Origin of the sequence: Bradyrhizobium jicamae, from assembly GCF_001440395.1 — a bacterium.
Lineage (GTDB): Bacteria > Pseudomonadota > Alphaproteobacteria > Rhizobiales > Xanthobacteraceae > Bradyrhizobium > Bradyrhizobium jicamae.
In genome coordinates this window covers 1-21,387 of record NZ_LLXZ01000015.1, presented here as the reverse complement: position 1 = coordinate 21,387, position 21,387 = coordinate 1, and the positions used below count along the sequence as shown (strand labels likewise).

Genomic DNA, 21,387 nt, shown 5'->3' with positions numbered 1-21,387 from the left:
GCGCCGCGTTCCGTGCAGAATATTGATTGGCATCGAGTACGCCAGCAGCGCTTCTTCTTGTTGGAATCATTTTCCAGACGCTGGCCCTACCGTCGCCTCAATTTGGGTCGCACTTAAACGACAAGAAGAAAAATTGATCGTGGGAGGATGGCGATGAGTCGGACGACATGGTCGTTTGGGCGTCGCACGCCTGTCAGTCTCTGATGGCCACGGCGAGAGCCGATGACCGCGGCCGCGATATCGAGAATTGATGGTGCTCTTGATCGGACAGGATGGGCTGCGCAGCCGGGCAGATCCCGGTTTCTGGCCCTCGGACTGGTCGCCGGACTTGGGCTGACGCCGAGCTACGCTGCTGCAGGCGAAGCACTGCAGGTGACGAATGCCCGGGTGCCGGCATCCGACGAGGTCGGTGTTGATCTCCCACTTGTGATGACGATCAGAAACGATGCGGCTGAAGCCGACGCGATACTGCGCGTCCGCTGTCCGTTTGCGAATTTCTCCGTAAGACACACCGTCGATCGCGGCGAAGGGGCGCCTGCCATGCGCGAGATCAAGTCGATTCCGATTCCGGAAAGCAGGACGATCGAACTCACGCGAGACGGTTATCACGTCATGCTGCTGCAAACGCGGCAGAAGCTCGTCGACGGCGAGAAGTTCACATGCGCCGTCATTTTCCAGAAAGCCGGAACCAAAGAAACGGAGGTGCAGATTTCACGAACGCCTTGATCGTGACAGCGGACTGTTGAAGTCCGCTGAATAGGGCCCGTCAGCGGAACGCCCGGACATGCCGGACGCTCAATCCAACATGAACTGCCAACAAAAACTTGCCAACAAGGAGGGCATTACTCATGGAGCGATCTTCAGGTAACACAAGAATGTTGATGCGAAGCTGTCTGCTTGCCGCAGCAGCCGCTGCCGCCAGCGCGATGGGCGCACTGCCTGTCTCCGCCGCGGACGAGGTCAGTCAGGAGCGACTGCTCAACGTCGACAAGGAACCGGGCAACTGGCTTCATCATCATCAGAATTACTCGGCTCACCGGTTCTCCACGCTGAAAGAGGTCAACCGCGATAACGTGAAGAACCTGAAAGTCGCCTGGACCATGCACCTCGGCGGCATCGAAGGCGGCGGCATCTGGAGCCATGGCGGGCTGGAAGGCACGCCGATTGCAGAGAACGGCTTTCTCTACGTCACCGATGGCTGGGGTTCCGTCTACAAAATCGATGCGCATGGCGGCCGCGGCGCGCTGGTCTGGAAGATGGACCCCAAGACGGACCGTGACTGGGCTGGTGCCGTGGCGTGCTGTGGCGTCGACAACCGCGGTGTCGCGCTATGGGGTAACCTCGTCATTTCCCACACGCTCGATGGCCGGCTGATCGCGACCAACAAGGAGACCGGCCAGGTCGCCTGGCAGCGTACTGTCGCCGATCCCGACAAGGGCGAGGTGATCACCGGCGCGCCATTGATCGTCAAGAACATGGCGATCACGGGCGTTGCCGGCGCAGAGTACGGCATCCGAGGCTGGATCGCCGCTACCGATCTCTCGACCCAGAAGGAGGTCTGGCGCACCCATACAATCCCGGGCAAGGGCGAGCCCGGCAGCGAAACCTGGAAAGACAGCAACAACGCGGCCGCCGCCGGCGGTGGTTCGACGTGGGTGACCGGCACCTACGATCCCGCAACCGACACCATCATCTGGGGCATCGGCAACCCCGGACCGGACTGGGACAATGAATATCGGCCCGGCGACAACCTTTACACCGACAGTTCGCTGGCCCTTGATGCCACGACCGGCAAGATCAAGTGGCACTATCAGCACACGCCAAACGACCCCTACGACTACGACAGCGTGGCGGAAAACGTGCTGGTCGATGTCCCCGGGCCCAGTGGTCCGCGGAAGCTCGCGCTCGAAGCGGACCGCAATGGTTTCGCCTATGCGATCGATCGCACCAACGGCAAGTTTGTCTGGGGCCTGCCGTTCGTCAAGAAAGTCACATGGACCAAGGGGCTCGACGCGGAGAGCGGCAAGCCGATCGAGTATGACCCGAACAAGTCCGTGCAGACCTATATCGCGTCGGTGACGCCAAGCCGCACCAACATGGAAACCGACATCTGCCCCGGCAACATGGGCGGCAAGAACTGGCCTCCGACAGCCTACAATCCGGATCTGAAGCTCTGGTACATCCCGGTGATCGAGAGCTGCAATCGCATCAAGGTTGAGGTGATGACGCCGGACAAACTGAAACCGCGCGAGTTCTGGACCGGCGGCGGTCCGAGCCAGCCGTTCAAGATCACCGGCAGCGTGACTGCGATCGATGTGACTACCGGGAAGATCGCCGGCAAAATGGAAACGCCGTTCCCCAATTTGGGCGGCATCCTTGCGACTCCCGACCTCATCTTCACCGGTCAGCCATCAGGCGAAGTGCATGCGCTTGACGCCAAGTCATTGCAGAAGCTCTGGGAGTTCAACACGGGCGGCGGCGTCAACGCACCGCCGATGACCTTTACGGTCGATGGCAAGCAGTACATCGCCATTCTGGTCGGCCTTGGCGGAGCCTGGGACAAGTGGTTCATCGATTCGACGCCCGAACTGAAGAAGATACAGCCGGGATCGATGCTCTACGTATTCGCACTCTGACATCTCAAAAACGGAGGAGCCGCCACCGGCGGCCCCTCCTGCTCCTTCGACAAGAGATGCAATGATGGTCTTCAATCGATTCCCGGCGGCGGCAGGCGTGCTGCTTGCGATCGTCGTCGCCCTGAATTTTTCGATGTCGGCCGCTGCTTACGGTCAGCCAGCGCAGGCGCCGGCCTCGGATCCGACCAATGCCGGCAAGGCGGTGTTCAGTCGTGCAAACTGCGTCGGTTGCCACAAATGGCACGGCAATGGCGGTGGCGGTTATGGCGGAGATGCGCTGTCGTTGCGCAAGACCGAGCTGACGCGGGATCAGATCATTGAAACCGTCGGCTGCGGGCGGCCGGGCACGGGGATGCCGTTCTTCCTACGCGGCGCCTACGATGAGGTGAAATGCCACGACATGAACCGCCAGGACGCAGGGGCGCAGATGCCGCCCGAGGGCGGAACGTTTCTGCGACCGAAGGATATCGAAGCCGTCTCCGACTACGTGATCGCGCACATCAAGGGAGGCGGCGAACCCACTTTCGCGGAATGCGTCGCCTTCTTCTCAAGCACGTCGCGGGTATGTGACGTCTACAAGACGCAGGCGCAGAAGCCGGATGACGCGGCCGCCGCCAGCACGGGGAAGGGCCAGTGATGCGCAGACTGAAGCTGCCAGAAGTTTTTGCTGCGGGCCTGCTTGCCTGGCAGATGGTCGCGCTCGCGAGCTCTCCGGCACGAACGGAAGAGTTCAGCGGCAACGATCTACGTGATATTCGCCTTGGAATGGCCGCGACCGAATTGGCGGACACCGGCTATGTCGACTTCTCCTGCGCGGCGGATACGAAGCGCACATTGGCTGGTTGGAAGGATTGGCGTGACTGCCCGGCCGACGCGAGTGGGACACGCGCGATCCGATTTGGTTACGATCCGTCGACCAGTCGGGACGGCACCATGGTGGCGGGTCATCCTGCGATCCTCACCTTGCTGATCGACGATACCGGCCACATTGCTGGCTTGCAGATCGAGACCGATCCGAAGGCGCGTCTCTATATCCGGAAGAAGGCGTTTCTCTTGGGGCTGCAGGCCAAGTCGCGCTACGGCGCGGAGGGCTGGGCATGTACCGACGGCCAGCCGGGTGCGGGAGACCAGCCAGTGGGAGGCGTCTACCTCAAGGAGCGCTGCACCAAGACGGTCAGTGGCCGTTCGCTCGTTGTCGAACGCAACCTGTTTCGCCGGCCCGATCAGGACATGAAGAGTTTCGTCGATGAAACGCGGATCAGCATACTGCGAGCGAAGGATTAGCTGATAATCGATGATCTTGGCTGCCTGAATCAGCTCGCCGCTTCCAGCCGTTCTTCCGTCAGCAGCCGCATCGCGGCATCCGCGTCCATCGGCTCGCCGAAGGCAAAGCCCTGCGCGTATTCGCAGCCGAGCTGATAGAGCTCGACCGCATCCGAATCCGTTTCCGCGCCTTCCGCCACCACGTCCATGCCGAGATCGTGGGCCAGCGCGATGATCGATTTCAGGATCACCGGCCGGGTGCCGCGGCTGGTGGTGCGCACAAAGGACTGGTCGATCTTGATGGTGTCGAACGGGAAGCGTTGCAGGTAGGCCAGCGAGGAATGGCCGGTGCCGAAATCGTCCAGTGACAGCCCGGTGCCGAGCTCGCGGATCCGCGTCAGCATCTGTGCCGCGTGCTCCGGATTCTCCATCACCAGCGATTCCGTCAGTTCCAGTTTGAGCGTACCGCGTGCCACCGACGAGCGCGACAGCACGGTGCGGATGTCGTGGATCAGGTCGTGCCGCAGCAGCTGCCGCGAGGAGACGTTGACGGAAGCGAAGATCGGCTCGCGCGAGCGCATCGCGCGCTGCCACACCGAGAGTTGCCGCGCGGTCTGGTCCAGCACGAACATGCCGAGATCGACGATCAGCCCGATTTCCTCGGCAATCGTGATGAATTCCGAAGGCGACATCCGGCCGAGCTTGGGATGATCCCAGCGCGCCAGCGCCTCGAAGCCCGCGATCGAGCGGTCTTCCAGCCGCACGATCGGCTGGTAGAGGATCGTGATTTCCTGCCGCTCGATGGCGCGGCGCAGTTCGCTTTCCAGCGTCAGGCGGTCGGTCTTGCGGGCGCGCATCGCCGGCTTGTAGACGTCGATGCGGTCGCCGCCGATCCGCTTGGAGTGATACATCGCAAGCTCGGCGTCCTTGATGATTTCCTCGGTGATCTGCGTCTGCGGATCCGACAGCGCGAGCCCGATGGAGGCGGTCAGGAAGATCTCGCGGTCGTTGAAGGCGATCGGGGCGCGGATGGTCTTGCGGATGGTCTCGGCAAAGGCGGTGATGCGCGCCGGATCCTGTTCCGATATCAGGATCAGGCCGAACTGGTCGCCGGCCAGCCGCGCCAGCGTGTCCTGGGGTTTGAGGATGCGCGTCAGCCGCCGCGCCAGCGTCAGCAGGATGGAATCGCCGACCGCGATGCCGACGGAATCATTGACCTGCTTGAAGCGGTCGAGGTCGATCACCATCAGCGTCGGCCGCAGCGTCGGCATGCTCTTGACGAAATTGGCGACCGCGCCGAGGCGATCCATGAACAATTGGCGGTTGGGCAGGCCGGTGAGGTTGTCATGCACGGAGTCGTGAAGCATGCGCTCTTCGGCGTTCTTGATCTCGGTGACGTCGGTGAGCGTGCCGACCACGCGCGAGACCTCGCCGTCGGAGCCGACCACCGGGCGCGCCTTCAGCGCGAACCACATGAAATGGCCGTCGGGGGTGCGCAGGCGGAAATCCTGCACCAGGCGGCCGCGGCGCTGGTCGAGCACGCTATCGAGCGCGGCGCGGAAGCGATCCTGGTCGAGCGGGTGCAGCACCTCGAGCCATTTCGCGGCCGGGCCTTCCAGTGTGCCGCGCTTTAAGCCCAGCAGGCTTTCGGTCTCGGGACTCGTGAACACCTTGTCGGCGGAGACGTCCCAGTCCCAGATCAGGTCGCCTGAGCCGGTCAGCGCCAGCGCGCGGCGCTCGACGTCGGACACGATGCCGGTGGTGGCGCCGCCGCCGGCGAAGGCGTGCTGCATGACCGTAAATCCGATCAGCATCACGATCAGCACGAGGCCGCCGAGCAGCGCAGGGCCGACGATGTCGTTGGTGACGCTTCCAGCTACGGTCATGCCGGCCGCGATCACCCAGACCACCAGCAGGAACCAGGTCGGGATCAGCAGCACCGCGCGGTCGAAACCATGCGTCGAGAGATAGACGATCAGCGCGAAGCCGGCGAAGGCGATCAGGACCAGCGAGATGCGCGCAATGCCGGAGGCGACGGCGGGATCGAACAGCGCCAGCGCCACCAGCGAGCCGAGGAAGGTCAGCCAACCGACGGTGATGTGGGAATAGCGCACGTGCCAGCGGCTGAGATTGAGATAGGCGAACAGGAACACAAGCAGTGTCGCCGCCAGGATCGCTTCACCCGCCGCACGCCAGACGCGCTCGGCGTTGTTGGACATGTCGAGCACCTTGCCCCAGAAGCCGAAGTCGACGCCGATATAGACCAGCACCGCCCAGGCGAGCGCGGCGGCGGCGGGGAACATGATGCTGCCCTTCACCACGAACAGGATCGTCAGCACCAGCGCCAACAGGCCGGAAATGCCGATCACGATGCCCTGGTAGAGTGTGAACGAATTGACCTTGTCCTTGTAGGCGTCCGGTTCCCAGAGATAGAGCTGCGGCAGTTTATCGGTGCGCAGTTCCGCCACGAAGGTGACGACGGCGCCGGGATCGAGCGTGATGCGGAAGATGTCGGCGGTCGCGCTTTCCTGGCGCTCAGGGCGATCGCCGACCGATGGCGTAATGGTCGCGACGCGTGACAGGCCGAGATCGGGCCACAGCAGGCCCGACGACACGATGCGATAATGCGGGGCGACGATCAGGCGGTCCAGCTGGTCGTCGGTGTTGTTGGCGAGTGCGAACACGACCCAGTTCTGTCCGCCCTCGCGAGCGCGGACCTCGATGCGGCGGACGATGCCGTCGGTTCCCGGCGCCGTCGAAACCTGGATGCGGTCGGTCTCGCTGCGCTGATGGTCGAGAACGGCGGTGAGGTCGATGGCAGGCGCGTCGCTGCGGACGCTGACCGCGTCAATGGCGTGCGCCGCAGGCGCGGCCATAACAATCATGAGGCCCAGCGCAAGCAGCGCAAGGCGCCTGATCAGACGCAATGTCAGTACTCCGCGACCAACGATTCTCCCGGCCCAGCGAACGGGTCGGCGCTGCCGCGATAAATGACATGAAAGCGAAGCAAATCAAAGGGTTTCCACCCACGCTTCGCTCTCGATCCGTTAAACCGCCAACACAATTTTGCCAATATGTGCGGAGGTCTCCATCCGCCGGTGCGCGTCGGCTGCTTTTTCCAGCGGAAACGAGCTGTCCATCAGCGGTTTTACGCGTCCTTCGTGCAATAGTGGCATCACCTTGGCCTCGATTGCAGCGACCATCGCCGCCTTATCCGCATTAGTACGGGGTCGCAGCGTGGAGCCGGTGTGGGTCAGCCGCTTCACCATCACCTTGGCAATGTTGACGCTGACCTTGGGGCCGTTGAGCGTTGCAATTTGCACGATACGGCCATCGACCGCGGCCGCGTCATAGTTGCGATCGACATAGTCGCCCGCGACCATGTCGAGGATCAAATTGGCGCCGACATTGTTGGTCTCCGCCTTGACCACGGCGACGAAGTCCTCGGTCTTGTAGTTGATCGCGCGGTCGGCCCCGAGTTTCAGGCAGGCGTCGATCTTGTCCTGCGAGCCGACGGTGACGATCACCTTCGAGCCGAACGCTTTGGCAAGCTGGATCGCCATGGTGCCGATGCCGGACGAGCCGCCGTGGATCAGAAGTGTTTCGCCCGGTTTGAGCGCGCCGCGCTCGAACACATTATGCCAGACGGTCATCAGCGTTTCCGGAATGGCGCCGGCTTCCTCGATCGAGAGCGAAGGGGGCACCGCCATCGCCTGCGCATCCTGCGCGATGCAATATTGGGCGTAGCCGCCGCCCGCCACCAGCGACATCACCTTGTCGCCGAGCTTGTGCTTGGCCGCGCCTTCGCCGAGGGCAACGACTTCGCCGGCGATCTCGAGGCCGGGCAGGTCGCTGGCGCCGGGCGGCGGCGGGTAGGCGCCGGAGCGCTGCGCCACGTCGGGCCGGTTGACGCCGGCGGCCATCACCTTGACCAGGATCTCACCCGGGCCGGGCTTCGGAACGCTGCGGGTTTCCGGCAACAGCACTTCGGGACCACCGGGCTTGCTGATGCCGATGACGGTCATTTGCGCAGGCAGCTTTTCCATGATTTGTCCTTGCGAAAGGCTGAGAATAAGGCGGCCCCTGATTAGCCAGCCCGGCTGCGGCTGGCAACCGCATCTGGAACCGCAGAGAGCACGGAGAAACGCATGGCGATCGAGGATGACGACAAGCCCCGGAAGAAAATCTCCCACGAGATCGGCCAGGACCTGTCGCTGCTGTCGGTCGAGGAATTGACCGAGCGCATCGCGCTGATGAATTCTGAGATCGCGCGGCTGCAAGAGGCCGTCACCAAGAAGCGCGCGTCGAAGGATGCCGCCAACAGCTTTTTCAAGTCGTAAGATATTTGAACGCGATCTCTCACCACGTCGTCCCGGCGAAGGCCGGGACCCATACGCCGCGGCCCATCTTGCGGCAGGCCATTGGCCGACTTCTCTCAATCACAAGCGCCGGTGGGTATGGGTCCCGGCCTTCGCCGGGACGACGACATTGTAGTAAACGGATAGCTCGGCCAGTGGCCGACATGGCAAATAATCTATGAAAAAATTCGCTCATTTACGAAGGATTAAGCTTTCTCGATTATGACTGTCATTGTCCTCGTTTGGACACCGAGTGGCTCCTGTCCACTCTGTTTGACGCCTCCCTGTTATCAACTTCAAAAGCCGCCGGAAACGGCGGCTCTTTTTTGTGCGCAGCGCGGCTATTTAGTGCCCCCATACGCTGGAAACCATAAATCCGGTTGCCGCTGGACTCTCGATCTCGCCCGAGCAATGATTTGTTCATCATAAGCCGGTGGGTTCACAGCCGGCGGGGCAAATAGTGGCGTGAGGGCGTTAACCATGGCGGATCGTTCGCAAAGCGAACCCGCGCTCGTTCTGTTTAGCGAGCGGCTGACTAATTCGGCGGCATTCGGAACCCTGTTCCGGGAAGGCATGGACCTGGTCGAGGAGACCGCTGCCTATCTCGACGGCGAGGGCCGCACCGACGCCAAGGCGCTCGAACGTTCCGTCAGCCTGACTTACGCAACCGAAAGCATGCGTCTCACCACCCGCCTGATGCAGCTGGCGTCCTGGCTCTTGCTGCATCGCGCCGTCAAGGAGGGCGAGATGACGCTGACCCAGGCCAACCGTGAAAAGACCAAGGTCAAGCTCACGGCCGCCGATCCCGGCCCGGAGGACATGATCGCAAAGCTGCCGCAGCAATTGCAGGATCTGATCGCGCGCTCGATGAGCCTGCAGACGCGGGTGCGCCGGCTCGACACCACGATCCACGCGCCATCGGCCGAACGTGCGCCGATCGGCAATCCGCTGGTGCCGCAGCTCAACCGCCTGAAGGCGGCGTTCGAGCAGTAAGTTTTCAAACGTCCCACCGTCATTCCGGGGCGATGCGTAGCATCGAACCCGGAATCTCGAGAGTCCGGGTCTGGTCCTTCGGACCATCCCCGAATGACATCGGTGGATGCCAAACAAAAACGCCCCGGGAAACCGGGGCGTTTTGCATTCTGGGCGCGAACGGGAGAGGGTCCGAAACCCCTCAGTCCTTCTTGAGGAAACCCGAAAACTTCTTCTGGAAGCGCGACACTCGGCCGCCGCGGTCGAGGATCTGCTGGGAGCCGCCGGTCCAGGCCGGGTGCGACTTGGGGTCGATATCGAGGTTCAGCTTGTCGCCTTCCTTGCCCCAGGTGGAGCGGGTCTGGTACTCGGTCCCGTCGGTCATCACGACCGTAATCGTATGATAATTCGGATGAATTTCGGCTTTCATGGCATATCCTTCGGCGCGCCGGCGCCCGTCTCAATTGGCAATGGGTACGGGATTTGGGCGGCTCTATAACGTAAGCCGGCCGCCAAAACAAGCTACGTATCCTTGCCAATTGGAATCTCCCGGATTTGCCAGCGGGGTCGGCCGGGCCTATCTGGGGGCGGCAAAACCGGTCGGATTTCATGAGCGCAGCGGAACAGCTTGAAGACGTCAAAACCGCGCCGCCGCGGCGCGACGCCTTGCTCGAGGAAGAGGCCTTCATCGAGAGCCAGTTGACGCAGTCGCCGACCAAGACCCGGGCAAAGCTGCGGCCGCTCCTGGCGCTGGCGCCCTATGTCGCCCGCTACCGGGGACGCGCGGCGCTTGCCTTCATCTCGCTGACGGTTGCGGCGATCACGACGCTGATCGTGCCGATCGCGGTCCGGCGCATGATCGATTTCGGCTTCAGCCCCGAAGGCATCGCCCTGATCAACAGCTATTTCAGCGTCATGATCGCGGTCGTCGCGGTGCTCGCCGCCGCCAGTGCGTCGCGCTACTACCTCGTGATGACGATCGGCGAGCGCATCGTCGCCGACCTCAGGCGCGACGTGTTCGCGCATCTGGTCTCGCTGTCGCCGGCCTTTTTCGATTCCGCGCGCTCGGGCGAACTGGTGTCGCGGCTGACGGCCGACACCACCCAGATCAAATCCGCCGTTGGCGCCTCGGTCTCGATCGCGCTGCGCAACATGATGCTGTTCATCGGCGCCGCCACCATGATGGTGATCACGAGCCCGAAGCTTTCAGGCTTCGTGCTGCTGGCGATCCCGATCATCGTGATTCCGCTGGTTGCGTTCGGGCGCTGGGTGCGACGGCTGTCGCGTACCGCCCAGGATACGCTGGCGGACGCCAGTGCGTATGCGTCCGAATTGGTCGGCGCGATCAGGACCGTGCAGGCCTATACCAGCGAGCGGATGGCGACGACCCGCTTCGGCGGCGAGGTCGAGCAGGCCTATGCGGCGGCGCGCAGCTCGACGCGGGCGCGCGCGGTGCTGACGCTGATCATCATCTTCATCGTGTTCTCCAGCGTGGTCGCAATCCTCTGGGTCGGCTCGCACGACGTGCTGACCGGCCAGATCACGCCGGGCCGGCTCGGCCAGTTCGTGCTGTATGCGGCATTCGCCGCCACCGGTCTCGGTCAGCTCAGCGAGGTCTGGGGCGAAGTCTCGGCCGCCTCCGGCGCCGCCGAGCGATTGTTCGAGATCCTGCGGGTCAAATCGCAGATCACGGCGCCGCCGCAGCCGGTCGCGCTGCCGCAGCCGGCGCGCGGCGATGTCGGGTTCGAGAATGTCAGCTTCGCCTATCCGGCGCGGCCGGACGTGCTCGCGATCGACAATGTATCGCTCTCGGTCAAGGCCGGTGAAAAGGTCGCGATCGTAGGTCCCTCGGGGGCGGGCAAAAGCACGCTGTTTCACCTGCTGCTGCGCTTCTACGATCCCGCGCGCGGCACGATTTCGCTCGATGGCGTGCCGGTCAAGTCGGCCGATCCGGTCGACGTGCGCTCGCGCATTGCGCTGGTGCCGCAGGACTCGGTCGTGTTCGCGGCCAGCGCGCGCGAAAACATCCGCTTCGGCCGTCCGGATGCGAGCGATGCCGAAGTCGAGCGCGCCGCCGATCTGGCGCACGCCACCGAATTCCTGCGCCGCCTGCCTAATGGATTCGAGGCGCAACTCGGCGAGCGCGGCGTGACGCTGTCCGGCGGCCAGCGCCAGCGCATCGCGATTGCGCGTGCGATCCTGCGCGACGCGCCGCTATTGCTGCTCGACGAGGCAACCTCCGCGCTCGATGCCGAAAGCGAGACGCTGGTGCAGACCGCGCTGGAAGAACTGATGCGCCACCGCACCACGCTCGTGATCGCCCATCGCCTCGCCACCGTCCTGTCCTGCGACCGCATCATGGTGATGGACCAGGGCCGGATCGTCGAGCAGGGCACGCACGCCGAGCTGGTTGCAGCCAACGGGCTCTACGCGCGATTGGCGCGGCTGCAATTCGAGGGCGTGTAGCCGATTTAGCGGGAACTCAAACCGTCGTCCTGCTGTTGCAACGCTGTGCTTTTTGTTCGGCCGGCTCAACAGGAGATGATTATGCCCTTTCGCCGCGGTGGTTTTGCCCTGACGCCTCCCTCGGTTGTTATCTTCCTGATTTCGCTCATCCTTGCGGTGTGCGCGCTGCTCGTTCGCTACGCCCATGTCTCGATCCCCATCATCACCCCGTCGCGCGTGTTCGACGTACTCGCCATCGCCTATGTCGTGTTGACGGCGGGGGTACTGATTCGCGGCGTCTAGAGCATGATGAAATTGGATTTGATTGCGACCACGAAGCAGGTGCGCTCCCTCTCCCGCTTGCGGGGGAGGGTTGGAGGTGTCTCCGCAGGCGATACTGCCCGAGTGGAGAGTCCCTGCAGCTTCGCTCGTCTCGACCCCGTAAGCGAGAGAGGTGAAGCGCGTTGCGGCTAAACTCATCTAACCTGGTCTGATCACGCCTTGGCTGTGTGGCCTGATGCCCTCGCGACATTTCGGCGAGAGCGCCGGGACGTTCGGCCACGGCCAATTTTTCCAGCCGCCATCCGCGTCGACGCAGGCGGCCGTCGAGCCAGGCGATGCGCCGGAAGGTGCGGCGGCGGCCGCAAATTGACGATCCACGTAGACGGTCGACAGCAACCCGGCGACCATCACCACCAGGAACGTCGCAGAACCCTTGGCCAATTCGGTCAGCGTCATCGGATCGCCTCCGCAGGGCTTGAGCCTGTAACCGCCCAAGTGACTAAAGGATCCTGCCCGTCAGGCCGTGACCGATGTCACGGTCGCCATGCCATTTTCAGCACCGGCCTTCCCGACGTCGGGTTCACGTCCTCGCCGGCATGTTGAAAGCCGTTGCGTTCGTAGAAGCGGATGGCCCGGACGTTGTCCTTGTTGACCAGCAGCGTGACGCCCGATGGCGACAGGCGCTTGGCTTCATCGACCAATGCGGTGGCGAGTTTCGAGCCCCAGTGATCGGGACTGACCACGAGCTGGTCGAGATAGCCTTTCCCGTCGATGGTCACGAAGCCGATCAGCGCATCCGACTGCTCGGCGACGATGATCGCGGCATTTGGCACGAGTTCGTTGCGCCAGCGCTCGCGCCACCACGGCACGCGCGCGGCAAAATCGATTGCGGGGTAGGCGTGCTGCCACGTCAGCCGCCACAGATCGATCGCAGCACCCTCGTCCTCGACGCGATAGGGGCGGAGTGTGAAATCCGCAGCCACTACCGTTCCGTCAGCTTCAGCTCGATGCGGCGGTTGCGCTTGTAGGCTTCTTCGTTGGGAGCTGAATCCAGCGGCTGGAATTCGGCGAAGCCGGCGGCGACCAGCCGCTGCGCGGGCACGCCGAGCGAGACCAGATACTGCACCACGGAGATGGCGCGCGCCGACGACAATTCCCAGTTCGACTTGAACAGCGGCGAGTTGATCGGCCGCATGTCGGTGTGGCCGTCGACCCGCAGCACCCAGCCGATTTCGCTCGGAATCTGCTTGTCCAGATCCATCAGCGCGGTGGCGAGCTTGTCGAGTTCGGCTCGGCCCTCGGGCAGCAACAGCGCCTGGCCGCTATCGAAGAAAACTTCCGACTGGAAGACAAACCGGTCGCCGACGATGCGGATGTCGGGGCGGTTGCCCAGGATGGCGCGCAGGCGGCCGAAGAATTCCGAACGGTAGCGCGACAATTCCTGCACGCGCTGCGCCAGTGCGACGTTCAGGCGCTGGCCGAGATCGGCGATCCTCCCTTGCGATTCCTTGTCGCGCTTCTCGGAGGCTTCCAGCGCTTCCTCGAGCGCCGCGAGCTGGCGGCGCAGCGCGCTGATCTGCTGGTTCAGCACCTCGATCTGGGCGAGTGCGCGTGAGGAGACGGTCTTTTCGGATTCGAGCGCCTTGTTGAGTTCGCTGGCGCGGCCCTGGGCGTCGCCGCCGGCGCCGGCCAGTCCTTCGTAAAGTCCCTTGACGCGGTCGCGTTCGCCTTCGGCGGCGGCAAGGCCGGCGCGCAGTTGCGAGACCTGGTCGTCGAGCGCGATCTTGCCTAGCTTTTCCAGCGACAAGAGGTCGTTGAGCTGCGCGATCTTGGCGTTGAGCTGCTCCAGCGCCTTGTCCTTGCCGGTGACCTCCTGCGACAGGAAGAACTGCACCACCAGGAACACCGACAGCAGGAACACGATCGACAGCACCAGCGTCGACAGCGCGTCGACGAAACCCGGCCAGTAGTTGAAACCGGATTCATTGCGGCGGGCGCGGGCGAGGGCCATTCATTATCTCCGATACCGCGTCCCGGACGGGACACGAATAGTCCACTTCAGCTCTTCTCGGGCTGCTTGGCGATCCGCTCCAGAAGTTTCTTGATCTCGCGGTTCTGCTCGCCCTGGCCGTCGGCCCATTCGCGGATCATCTGCTGCTCGGTGCGCATATGGGCAACCAGACCCTGAATGGCCTCCGCGAGATTGGCCATCGCCGCCGTGGTGCTGCGGCTGCCGCCGCCCTCTTCGACCGCCGCGCGGATGCGTTCCATCGCATGCTGCATTTCACCGCCCATGCCGGACCCGTCGCCATATTCGCGCACGGTGGTGGCGAGCCAGTCCTCGAGGTCGGTATAGAAGCGATTCTGCGCCTGGCTCGACTGCAGGTCGAGGAAGCCCAGGATCAGGGAACCGGCAAGGCCGAACAGCGAGGACGAGAACGAAATGCCCATGCCGCTGAGCGGCGCGGCCAGCCCCTCCTTCAGGGTATCGAACAGCGAGCCGGCATCGCCGCCGACCTTCAGGCCGTCGATCACCTTGCCGACGGAACCGACGGTTTCGATGAGGCCCCAGAAGGTGCCGAGCAGACCAAGGAAGACGAGCAGGCCGGTCATGTAGCGGGAAATATCGCGGGCTTCGTCCAGCCGCGTTGCGATCGAATCCAGCAAATGACGCATGGTCTGCTGCGAGATCGTCATTCGCCCCGAGCGCTCGCCACCGAGGATCGCCGCCATCGGCGCCAGCAAGGTCGGACGGCGATCGATCGCGAGCCCCGGATCGGCGATGCGGAAATTGTTGACCCAGGCCACCTCCGGATAGAGCCGGATCACCTGCCGGAACGACAGGATGATGCCGATCAGGAGCACGCCACCGATCAGCGCATTGAGGCCGGGATTGGCAAAGAAGGCTGTGATGATCTGCTTGTAGAGCACAACCATGATCAGCGCGCATAGCACCAGGAACACCAGCATCCGCACCAGGAAGATCCGGGGCGAGGACAGTTTGCTCAGTTCGATCTCCATGTCGGAGCGGGAGGGGTGGCCTGAGGGCATTTGCGGGGTGTCATCCATTACCAAAGCCGCGCTGGCGGCCAATATGGCACAGCGAGCCGGAGAAAAAAGCTGGAAGCCGAGATTTCGGGCACATGGTCGTGGAACCTCTTCCCGAAACCGGGCTTTGACATCAGCGTATTTTGGAACTGCGCGATGTCCAACCGGGATTTTTCATGACGGCCTTATATCCTGAATATCCCGCGGCGCCGGTGGCCATTGCTGCATTGCTTTCGGCGCCGATGTCGGGCGCCTGGGTGCTGCAACAGCGAACCGGCCACCCCGACCGGGCCGGCCACCCGTCCGCTGCCCGGCCGTGGCGCCGTCGCGACTGTCAGTTGCGCGCCGGCCCGTTCTTCCCGCGACCACCGCCGGCCTGATTCGGGCCGGAGGGGTGCATCAGTACAAAAGTGAGGACCTGTTTCGAAAGGATCGTGCCAAACGCGGAGGGCGTGGTCATGAGGTTCGTCTCCACCATCATGGGCACTGCGGAGCGGGTGCCGCTGCCCGATGCCATTATCCGGGCCGCGATCCAGCGGCTGTGCTCACGCACCGCCACCGAGCTCGCCACCGGGAACGCGGAAAGCGACGCCTGGCTGGCCGACGAAATGGCGGCGCGCGCGCTGACCGGATACGCCAATGGGGCCGACGCCGAGCTTTGCGAGGTGCCGGCCGCGTTCTTCGCCCGTGTGCTCGGTCCCAACAGGAAATATTCCTGCTGCTTCTACAGGGAGGCGGCCTCGACATTGCAGGAGGCGGAGGAAGAGGCGCTGCGCCAGACGGTAGAACACGCCGATCTGGCCGATGGGCAGTCGATCCTCGAACTTGGCTGCGGCTGGGGGGCGCTGTCACTGTGGATAGCGCGGCAGTTCCCGCATTCCCGCGTTACGGCGGTTTCCAATTCGAACGCGCAGCGCGAGTATATCGAGGGCGAAGCCGCAAGGCGCGGCTTGGCCAATCTGCGCGTCATCACATCGGACGTTAACCTGTTCGCGCCGGAAGCGCGATACGACCGCATCCTCTGCATCGAGATGTTCGAGCGCATGATGAACTGGCGCGAATTGATGGTCCGGCTGCGCGCGTGGCTGAAGCCCGACGGCCGCTTCTTTCTGCACATCTTCACCCACCGCTCCGGCGCCTATCTGTTCAATCGCGCCGACGGCGCGGACTGGATCGCGCAACATTTGTTTACCGGTGTGATACCGAGCCATCATTTGATCCGGCAATATGCCGATGTCTTCGGGGTCGAAAAGGAATGGCGCTGGAGCGGCGTGCATTATCAGCGCACCGCGCAGGACTGGCTGGTGAACTTCGATTCCCATCGCGACGAGGTCGAGCGCGTGCTTCGCAGGGTCTATGGCGGCGAGTCCGCGCTGTGGATGCGGCGCTGGCGCTGGTTACTGCTCGCCACCGCGGGCCTGTTCGGCTACGCCGGCGGCAGCGAGTGGGGCGTCAGCCAGTACCGGATGAACGCGGCGGATTAGGCAGCGATTAACCGAATCATGCTTAACGGCGCGTGTTTCGTTATCTGGTGCAATCGCGTGCAACCAAACGACATGTTCCCGGGATTCGCGTTGGGCATTAACGCAAATTGCTGAGATGGAACCCGGCTCACAATCCAGTGAGTCTGAGAAAATCGGCGATGATTCAAGGCGATAGCGTTGTGTGACATTGGGCCGCCGCGATAGCGTATTGCATCGCAACAGGTGGCCCCTATCCTGTAATCCATCAACCGTGAGTTCCAATATCTCGTAACGACCATGTCGCGATTGTTCAATTCGCGCCTTCCAACCTGAACTGGGGCAATGCTTTCAATGTCCGGACTTCGACCGCAATCGGCATTCATCTTTTTGATGTTGGCTGCGATGACGCCGCTATTGGCTGGCTGCAAGGAGCCGACCGCCATCGCGGCGGCACCGGTAGCTGCAGTCGAGCCTGAAGTGGGAACCTTTACCGTGCGCCCGCAGTCGCGGGCCATCATCCGCGAATTGCCTGGCCGCATCGCGCCGACCCGCGTCTCCGAAGTGCGTGCGCGCGTCTCCGGCATCGTGGTCGAGCGCCTGTTCCAGCAGGGCACCGAGGTGAAGGCCGGAGATCCGCTCTATCGCATCGATCCCAAGCCGTTCGAAGTCGAATTGCAGGCGAGCGAGGCGGCGCTCGACAAGGCCGATGCCGCGTTCGATCTGGCCGCGCAACATGCGAAGCGAATTGCCACGCTGACGAGCCAGCGCGCGGCGCCCGAGGCCGAGAATGAAAAGGCCATCGCGGCCCAGCGTCAGGCGGAGGCCGAGGTCGGCAGCCGCCGGGCCGAAGTCGCGCGTGCCAAGCTCAATCTGGACTACGCGACGATCCGCGCGCCGATCAGCGGCGTCGTCGGCGCGGCCCTGGTGAGTGAAGGCGCGCTGGTGGTGCAGAACGAGACCACCAGTCTCGCCACGATCCAGCAACTCGATCCGATCTACGCCGACTTCACCCAGTCGGTCTCGGAGATGAACAAGCTGCGCCGCGCGCTCGAAGCCGGCGATCTCGACCGTATCGCGCCCGACGTGGCCAAGGTCCGCCTCGTGCTCGACGACGGAACCGTCTATCCGATCGCCGGCAAACTGCTGTTTTCCGAAGCCAAGGTGGATGCCTATACCGGGCAGGTCACGCTGCGCGGACAGTTTCCGAATCCAAATCGCGAATTGCTGCCGGGCATGTATGTCCGTGTGCTGATCGAGCAGGGTATCGATTCCGACGCCATCGCCGTGCCGCAGCAGGCGATCCAGCGCGATGCCGGCGGCGGCAGCGAGGTCTTCGTGGTCAAGGATGACGGCCGCGTGGCGGCACAGCCGGTTCGCACCGGCCCGGCACAGGACGGTGTCTGGCTGATCAGTGAGGGCCTGAAGGATGGCGACCGCGTCATCGTCGACGGGTTCCAGAAGTTCGTGCCGGGCGACAAGGTCAAGGCGACGTCGTGGATCGATGCGGATGCCTCGGTTGGTGCAGTATCGGGCTCACTGGCGACGCACACGTCACGCTGAGATCGATAGATGCCTAGTTTCTTCATTGACAGGCCAATCTTCGCCTGGGTCGTCGCGCTTTTCATCTGTCTGGTTGGCGCGATCTCGATCCCGCTGCTGGCGGTCGCGCAATATCCGATCATTGCGCCGCCCTCGATCTCGATCTCGACCAGCTATCCCGGCGCGTCGCCTGAAAACCTCTACAACAGCGTCACCCGGCTGATCGAGGAGGAGCTCAACGGCGCCTCCGGCATCCTCAATTTCGAATCCACCTCGGACTCGCTCGGGCAGGTCGAAATCATCGCCAACTTCGTGCCCGGCACGGAGACGGGTGCTGCCTCGGTCGAAGTGCAGAACCGCCTCAAGCGCGTCGAGGCGCGGCTTCCCCGTGCCGTGATCCAGCAGGGCATCCTGGTCGAGGAAGCGTCCTCGGCTGTGCTGCAGATCATCACGCTGAACTCGACCGACGGCTCGCTCGACGAAATCGGCCTCGGCGATTTCATGATCCGCAACGTGCTCGGCGAAATCAGGCGCATTCCCGGCGTCGGCCGCGCCACGCTCTATTCCACCGAACGTTCGCTGCGAATCTGGATCGATCCGGCAAAGCTCGTCGGCTACGGCCTCACTGCTGATGACGTCAACAAGGCGATCTCAGCGCAGAACGCACAGGTGGCCTCGGGCAGCGTCGGCGCCGAGCCGAGCACGCCGGAACAGAAGATTTCCGCGCTGGTGCTGGTCAAGGGCCAGCTTTCGTCGCCGGACGAATTCGGCGCGATTACGCTGCGCGCCAATGCGGACGGATCGACGGTGCGGCTGCGCGACGTCGCGCGCATCGAGATCGGCGGTTTGAGTTACCAGTTCAACACGCGGCTGAACGGCAAGCCGACCGCGGGTCTCTCGGTGCTGCTGTCGCCGACCGGCAACGCGCTCGCCACCGCCAGCGCCGTCGAAGCCAAGATGAAGGAACTGTCCAAGTTCTTTCCGGCCAATATCGGCTATGAAATTCCCTACAACATCACGCCCGTCGTCAAGGCCTCGATCAACAAGGTGCTGATGACGCTGATCGAAGCGGTGGTGCTGGTCTTCATCGTGATGTTCCTGTTCCTGCAGAACATCCGCTACACCATCATCCCGACCATCGTGGTGCCGGTGGCCCTGCTCGGCACCTGCGCGATGCTGATGGCAGCCGGCTATTCCATCAACATGCTGACCATGTTCGGCATGGTGCTGGCGGTCGGCATCCTCGTCGACGACGCCATCGTCGTGGTCGAGAACGTCGAGCGCATCATGGCGGAGGAGGGCCTGCCGCCGAAGGAAGCAACCCGCAAGGCGATGTCGCAGATCACGAGCGCCATCATCGGCATCACGCTGGTGCTGATGGCCGTGTTCGTGCCGATGGCGTTCTTCCCGGGTTCGGTCGGCATCATCTATCGCCAGTTCTCGGTCACCATGGTTTCCGCCATTGCGTTCTCGGCGCTGCTGGCGCTGTCGCTGACGCCGGCTTTGTGCGCGACGCTGCTGAAGCCGGTCGAGGCCGGTCACGGCCATGCCCGCAAGGGCGTGTTCGGCTGGTTCAACCGCGTGCTGGAGAGCAGCCGCGGCGGCTATACGCGCACGGTGAAGGGCTCGCTGAAGCGCACCGGGCGGCTGATGCTGATCTACGCCGCGCTGCTGATCGGGCTCGGCTGGGCCTTCGTCCGGCTGCCCGGCGGCTTCCTGCCGGTCGACGACCAGGGCTTTATCACCACCGACGTGCAGACGCCTTCGGACTCCTCCTATGCCCGCACGGAAGCGGCGGTCGAGCAGGTCGAGAAATACCTGCGCGAGCGCGCCGGCGTCGAGGACGTCACGTTCCTGACTGGCTTCAGCTTCCTCGGCCAGGGCATGAACACCGCGCAGGCCTTCATCTCGCTGAAGGACTGGTCGGAGCGTGGCAAGAAGGATTCCGCCGCCGCCATCGTCGCCGACATCAATCGCGATTTGTCGTCGATCCGCGACGCCAAGATCTCGGCGTTGCAGCCGCCGCCGATCGACAATCTCGGCAATTCCTCGGGCTTCTCGTTCCGCCTCCAGGACCGCGGGCAGAAGGGCTATCCGGCGCTGGTCGCCGCCGCCGATCGGCTGATCTCGGAAGCCAATGCCAGCCGCGTGCTGCAGAAGGTCTATGTCGAGGGCCTGCCGCCGGCGCCGCAGGTCAATCTGATGATCGACCGCGAAAAGGCCGGCGCGTTCGGCGTCACTTTCGAGGACATCAACCAGACGATCTCGACCAATCTCGGCTCGAACTACATCAACGACTTCCCGAACCGCGGGCGGATGCAGCGCGTCATCGTGCAGGCCGATCGCACCAGCCGCATGAACGCCGACGACATCCTCAATTACAACGTCAAGAACAGCCGCGGCCAGCTGGTGCCGTTCTCCGCTTTCGCCACGGTGCAGTGGTCGAAGGGGCCGACGCAGATAGCGGGCTTCAACTACTATCCCGCCGTACGCATCTCCGGCGAAGCCAAGCCTGGCTTCACGTCCGGCGATGCCATCGCGGAGATGGAGCGGCTCGCGGGCAGGCTGCCGCGCGGCTTCGGTTTCGAATGGACCGGGCAGTCATTGCAGGAAAAGCTGTCGGGCTCGCAGGCGCCGTTCCTGCTTGGCCTCTCGGTGCTGGTGGTGTTCCTGCTGCTCGCCGCGCTCTATGAAAGCTGGACCATTCCGCTCGCGGTTCTGCTCACGGTGCCGCTCGGCATCTGCGGCGCGGTGATTGCCGCCATGATGCGTGGCCTGCCGAACGACGTCTATTTCACCGTCGGCCTGATCACCATCATCGGCCTCGCGGCGAAAGACGCCATCCTCATCATCGAATTCGCCAAGGATCTGCGCGCGCAGGGCAAGCCCCTGGTCGAGGCGACGATCGAGGCGTGCTCGCTGCGCTTCCGCCCGATCCTGATGACCGGCCTCGCCTTCGTCTGCGGCGTCTTGCCGATGGCCATCGCCACCGGCGCCGGCGGCGCCAGCCAGCAGGCGCTCGGGACCAGCGTCATGGGCGGCATGATCGCGGTCGTGATCCTGGCGCTGCTGATGGTGCCGGTGTTCTTCGTCACCGTGCAGCGCGTGCTGGCGGGAGATCGTGAGAAGGTGGAGGAGACGGCAGCCGTGAGCGAGCCGCATGGGCCACCGGCGCCGGCGAAGCCTTAGACGCTGTCAAGCTTCGTGCCCCCTGGAGCAGACGCGGCCGATGTATCCAGTCCTTGAACTCATCAATTTGATGGGCTGACGCCGCAGCAGAGTCCGCCGATAGCCAACATGCCGCTGCAGAGCAACGAAACGACGACGCTATGGGCCATGTGTGGACGGCTCCTGGTTGGCAAGGGTTTTCTTCACGTCTGC

The 21,387-nt window shown here is 63.5% G+C and carries 19 protein-coding genes; 12 read left to right on the top strand and 7 right to left on the bottom strand.

The window, feature by feature from the left end:
• The first annotated feature begins 222 nt into the window (after positions 1-222).
• The 4 genes from CQ12_RS03490 (at position 223) to CQ12_RS03475 (ending at position 3,920) form a co-directional block, all read left to right on the top strand.
• Entirely contained in the window at positions 223-726 is a 504-nt protein-coding gene (locus CQ12_RS03490) for a copper chaperone PCu(A)C (RefSeq protein WP_083519114.1), read from the top strand.
• A gap of 155 nt (positions 727-881) precedes the next feature.
• On the top strand, positions 882-2,636 hold the full coding sequence (locus CQ12_RS03485) for a PQQ-dependent dehydrogenase, methanol/ethanol family (protein ID WP_245309709.1): 1,755 nt from the start codon (positions 882-884) through the stop codon (positions 2,634-2,636).
• Positions 2,637-2,769: 133 nt separating this feature from the next.
• Complete coding sequence (locus CQ12_RS03480) at positions 2,770-3,273, top strand: c-type cytochrome (RefSeq protein WP_057833981.1); 504 nt, start codon at positions 2,770-2,772, stop codon at positions 3,271-3,273.
• A gap of 53 nt (positions 3,274-3,326) precedes the next feature.
• Entirely contained in the window at positions 3,327-3,920 is a 594-nt protein-coding gene (locus CQ12_RS03475; RefSeq protein ID WP_157087980.1) for a hypothetical protein, read from the top strand.
• Positions 3,921-3,949: 29 nt separating this feature from the next.
• On the opposite strand, the gene CQ12_RS03470 is transcribed toward CQ12_RS03475, so the two are convergent.
• On the bottom strand, positions 3,950-6,826 hold the full coding sequence (locus tag CQ12_RS03470; RefSeq protein WP_057833968.1) for an EAL domain-containing protein: 2,877 nt from the start codon (positions 6,824-6,826) through the stop codon (positions 3,950-3,952).
• 120 nt (positions 6,827-6,946) lie between these two features.
• Positions 6,947-7,945, bottom strand: a complete 999-nt coding sequence (locus CQ12_RS03465) for an NAD(P)H-quinone oxidoreductase (RefSeq protein WP_057833967.1) — start codon at positions 7,943-7,945, stop codon at positions 6,947-6,949.
• Positions 7,946-8,047: 102 nt separating this feature from the next.
• Here CQ12_RS03465 and CQ12_RS03460 point away from each other — a divergent pair, with 102 nt between their 5' ends.
• Positions 8,048-8,239: a DUF1192 domain-containing protein gene (locus CQ12_RS03460; RefSeq protein ID WP_057833966.1), complete on the top strand. Its 192-nt coding sequence runs from the start codon at positions 8,048-8,050 to the stop codon at positions 8,237-8,239.
• 498 nt (positions 8,240-8,737) lie between these two features.
• The gene (rcdA, locus tag CQ12_RS03455) at positions 8,738-9,250 is read left to right on the top strand and encodes a protease adaptor protein RcdA (RefSeq protein WP_057833965.1); all 513 of its coding nucleotides are present in this window, start codon (positions 8,738-8,740) and stop codon (positions 9,248-9,250) included.
• Between the two features lie 181 nt (positions 9,251-9,431).
• On the opposite strand, the gene rpmE is transcribed toward rcdA, so the two are convergent.
• Positions 9,432-9,659, bottom strand: a complete 228-nt coding sequence (gene rpmE, locus CQ12_RS03450) for a 50S ribosomal protein L31 (RefSeq protein ID WP_057833964.1) — start codon at positions 9,657-9,659, stop codon at positions 9,432-9,434.
• Positions 9,660-9,838: 179 nt separating this feature from the next.
• Between rpmE and CQ12_RS03445 the strand changes: the two genes are divergently transcribed.
• Entirely contained in the window at positions 9,839-11,695 is a 1,857-nt protein-coding gene (locus tag CQ12_RS03445) for an ABC transporter ATP-binding protein/permease (protein WP_057833963.1), read from the top strand.
• A gap of 81 nt (positions 11,696-11,776) precedes the next feature.
• Entirely contained in the window at positions 11,777-11,977 is a 201-nt protein-coding gene (locus tag CQ12_RS03440) for a hypothetical protein (protein WP_057833980.1), read from the top strand.
• Positions 11,978-12,154: 177 nt separating this feature from the next.
• Here the strand turns inward: CQ12_RS03440 and CQ12_RS03435 are convergent, their stop codons facing one another.
• The 4 genes from CQ12_RS03435 to CQ12_RS03420 form a co-directional block, all read right to left on the bottom strand.
• Entirely contained in the window at positions 12,155-12,412 is a 258-nt protein-coding gene (locus tag CQ12_RS03435) for a hypothetical protein (protein ID WP_057833979.1), read from the bottom strand.
• Positions 12,413-12,489: 77 nt separating this feature from the next.
• The gene (locus CQ12_RS03430; protein WP_057833962.1) at positions 12,490-12,939 is read right to left on the bottom strand and encodes a GNAT family N-acetyltransferase; all 450 of its coding nucleotides are present in this window, start codon (positions 12,937-12,939) and stop codon (positions 12,490-12,492) included.
• Positions 12,939-13,967: a peptidoglycan -binding protein gene (locus CQ12_RS03425; RefSeq protein WP_057833961.1), complete on the bottom strand. Its 1,029-nt coding sequence runs from the start codon at positions 13,965-13,967 to the stop codon at positions 12,939-12,941. Before CQ12_RS03425 ends, CQ12_RS03430 begins: the two co-directional genes overlap by 1 nt.
• 47 nt (positions 13,968-14,014) lie before the next feature.
• A complete protein-coding gene (locus CQ12_RS03420; RefSeq protein ID WP_057833978.1) occupies positions 14,015-15,007 on the bottom strand; it encodes a hypothetical protein in 993 nt (330 codons plus the stop codon).
• Between the two features lie 173 nt (positions 15,008-15,180).
• On the opposite strand from CQ12_RS03420, the gene CQ12_RS03415 reads away from it, so the two are divergent.
• The 4 genes from CQ12_RS03415 (at position 15,181) to CQ12_RS03400 (ending at position 21,195) form a co-directional block, all read left to right on the top strand.
• A complete protein-coding gene (locus CQ12_RS03415) occupies positions 15,181-15,384 on the top strand; it encodes a hypothetical protein (RefSeq protein ID WP_057833960.1) in 204 nt (67 codons plus the stop codon).
• A 78-nt stretch (positions 15,385-15,462) separates the two neighbouring features.
• On the top strand, positions 15,463-16,488 hold the full coding sequence (locus CQ12_RS03410) for an SAM-dependent methyltransferase (RefSeq protein ID WP_057833977.1): 1,026 nt from the start codon (positions 15,463-15,465) through the stop codon (positions 16,486-16,488).
• Positions 16,489-16,818: 330 nt separating this feature from the next.
• Entirely contained in the window at positions 16,819-18,027 is a 1,209-nt protein-coding gene (locus CQ12_RS03405; protein WP_198164059.1) for an efflux RND transporter periplasmic adaptor subunit, read from the top strand.
• Between the two features lie 9 nt (positions 18,028-18,036).
• Positions 18,037-21,195: a multidrug efflux RND transporter permease subunit gene (locus CQ12_RS03400; RefSeq protein WP_057833959.1), complete on the top strand. Its 3,159-nt coding sequence runs from the start codon at positions 18,037-18,039 to the stop codon at positions 21,193-21,195.
• Positions 21,196-21,387: the final 192 nt, after the last annotated feature.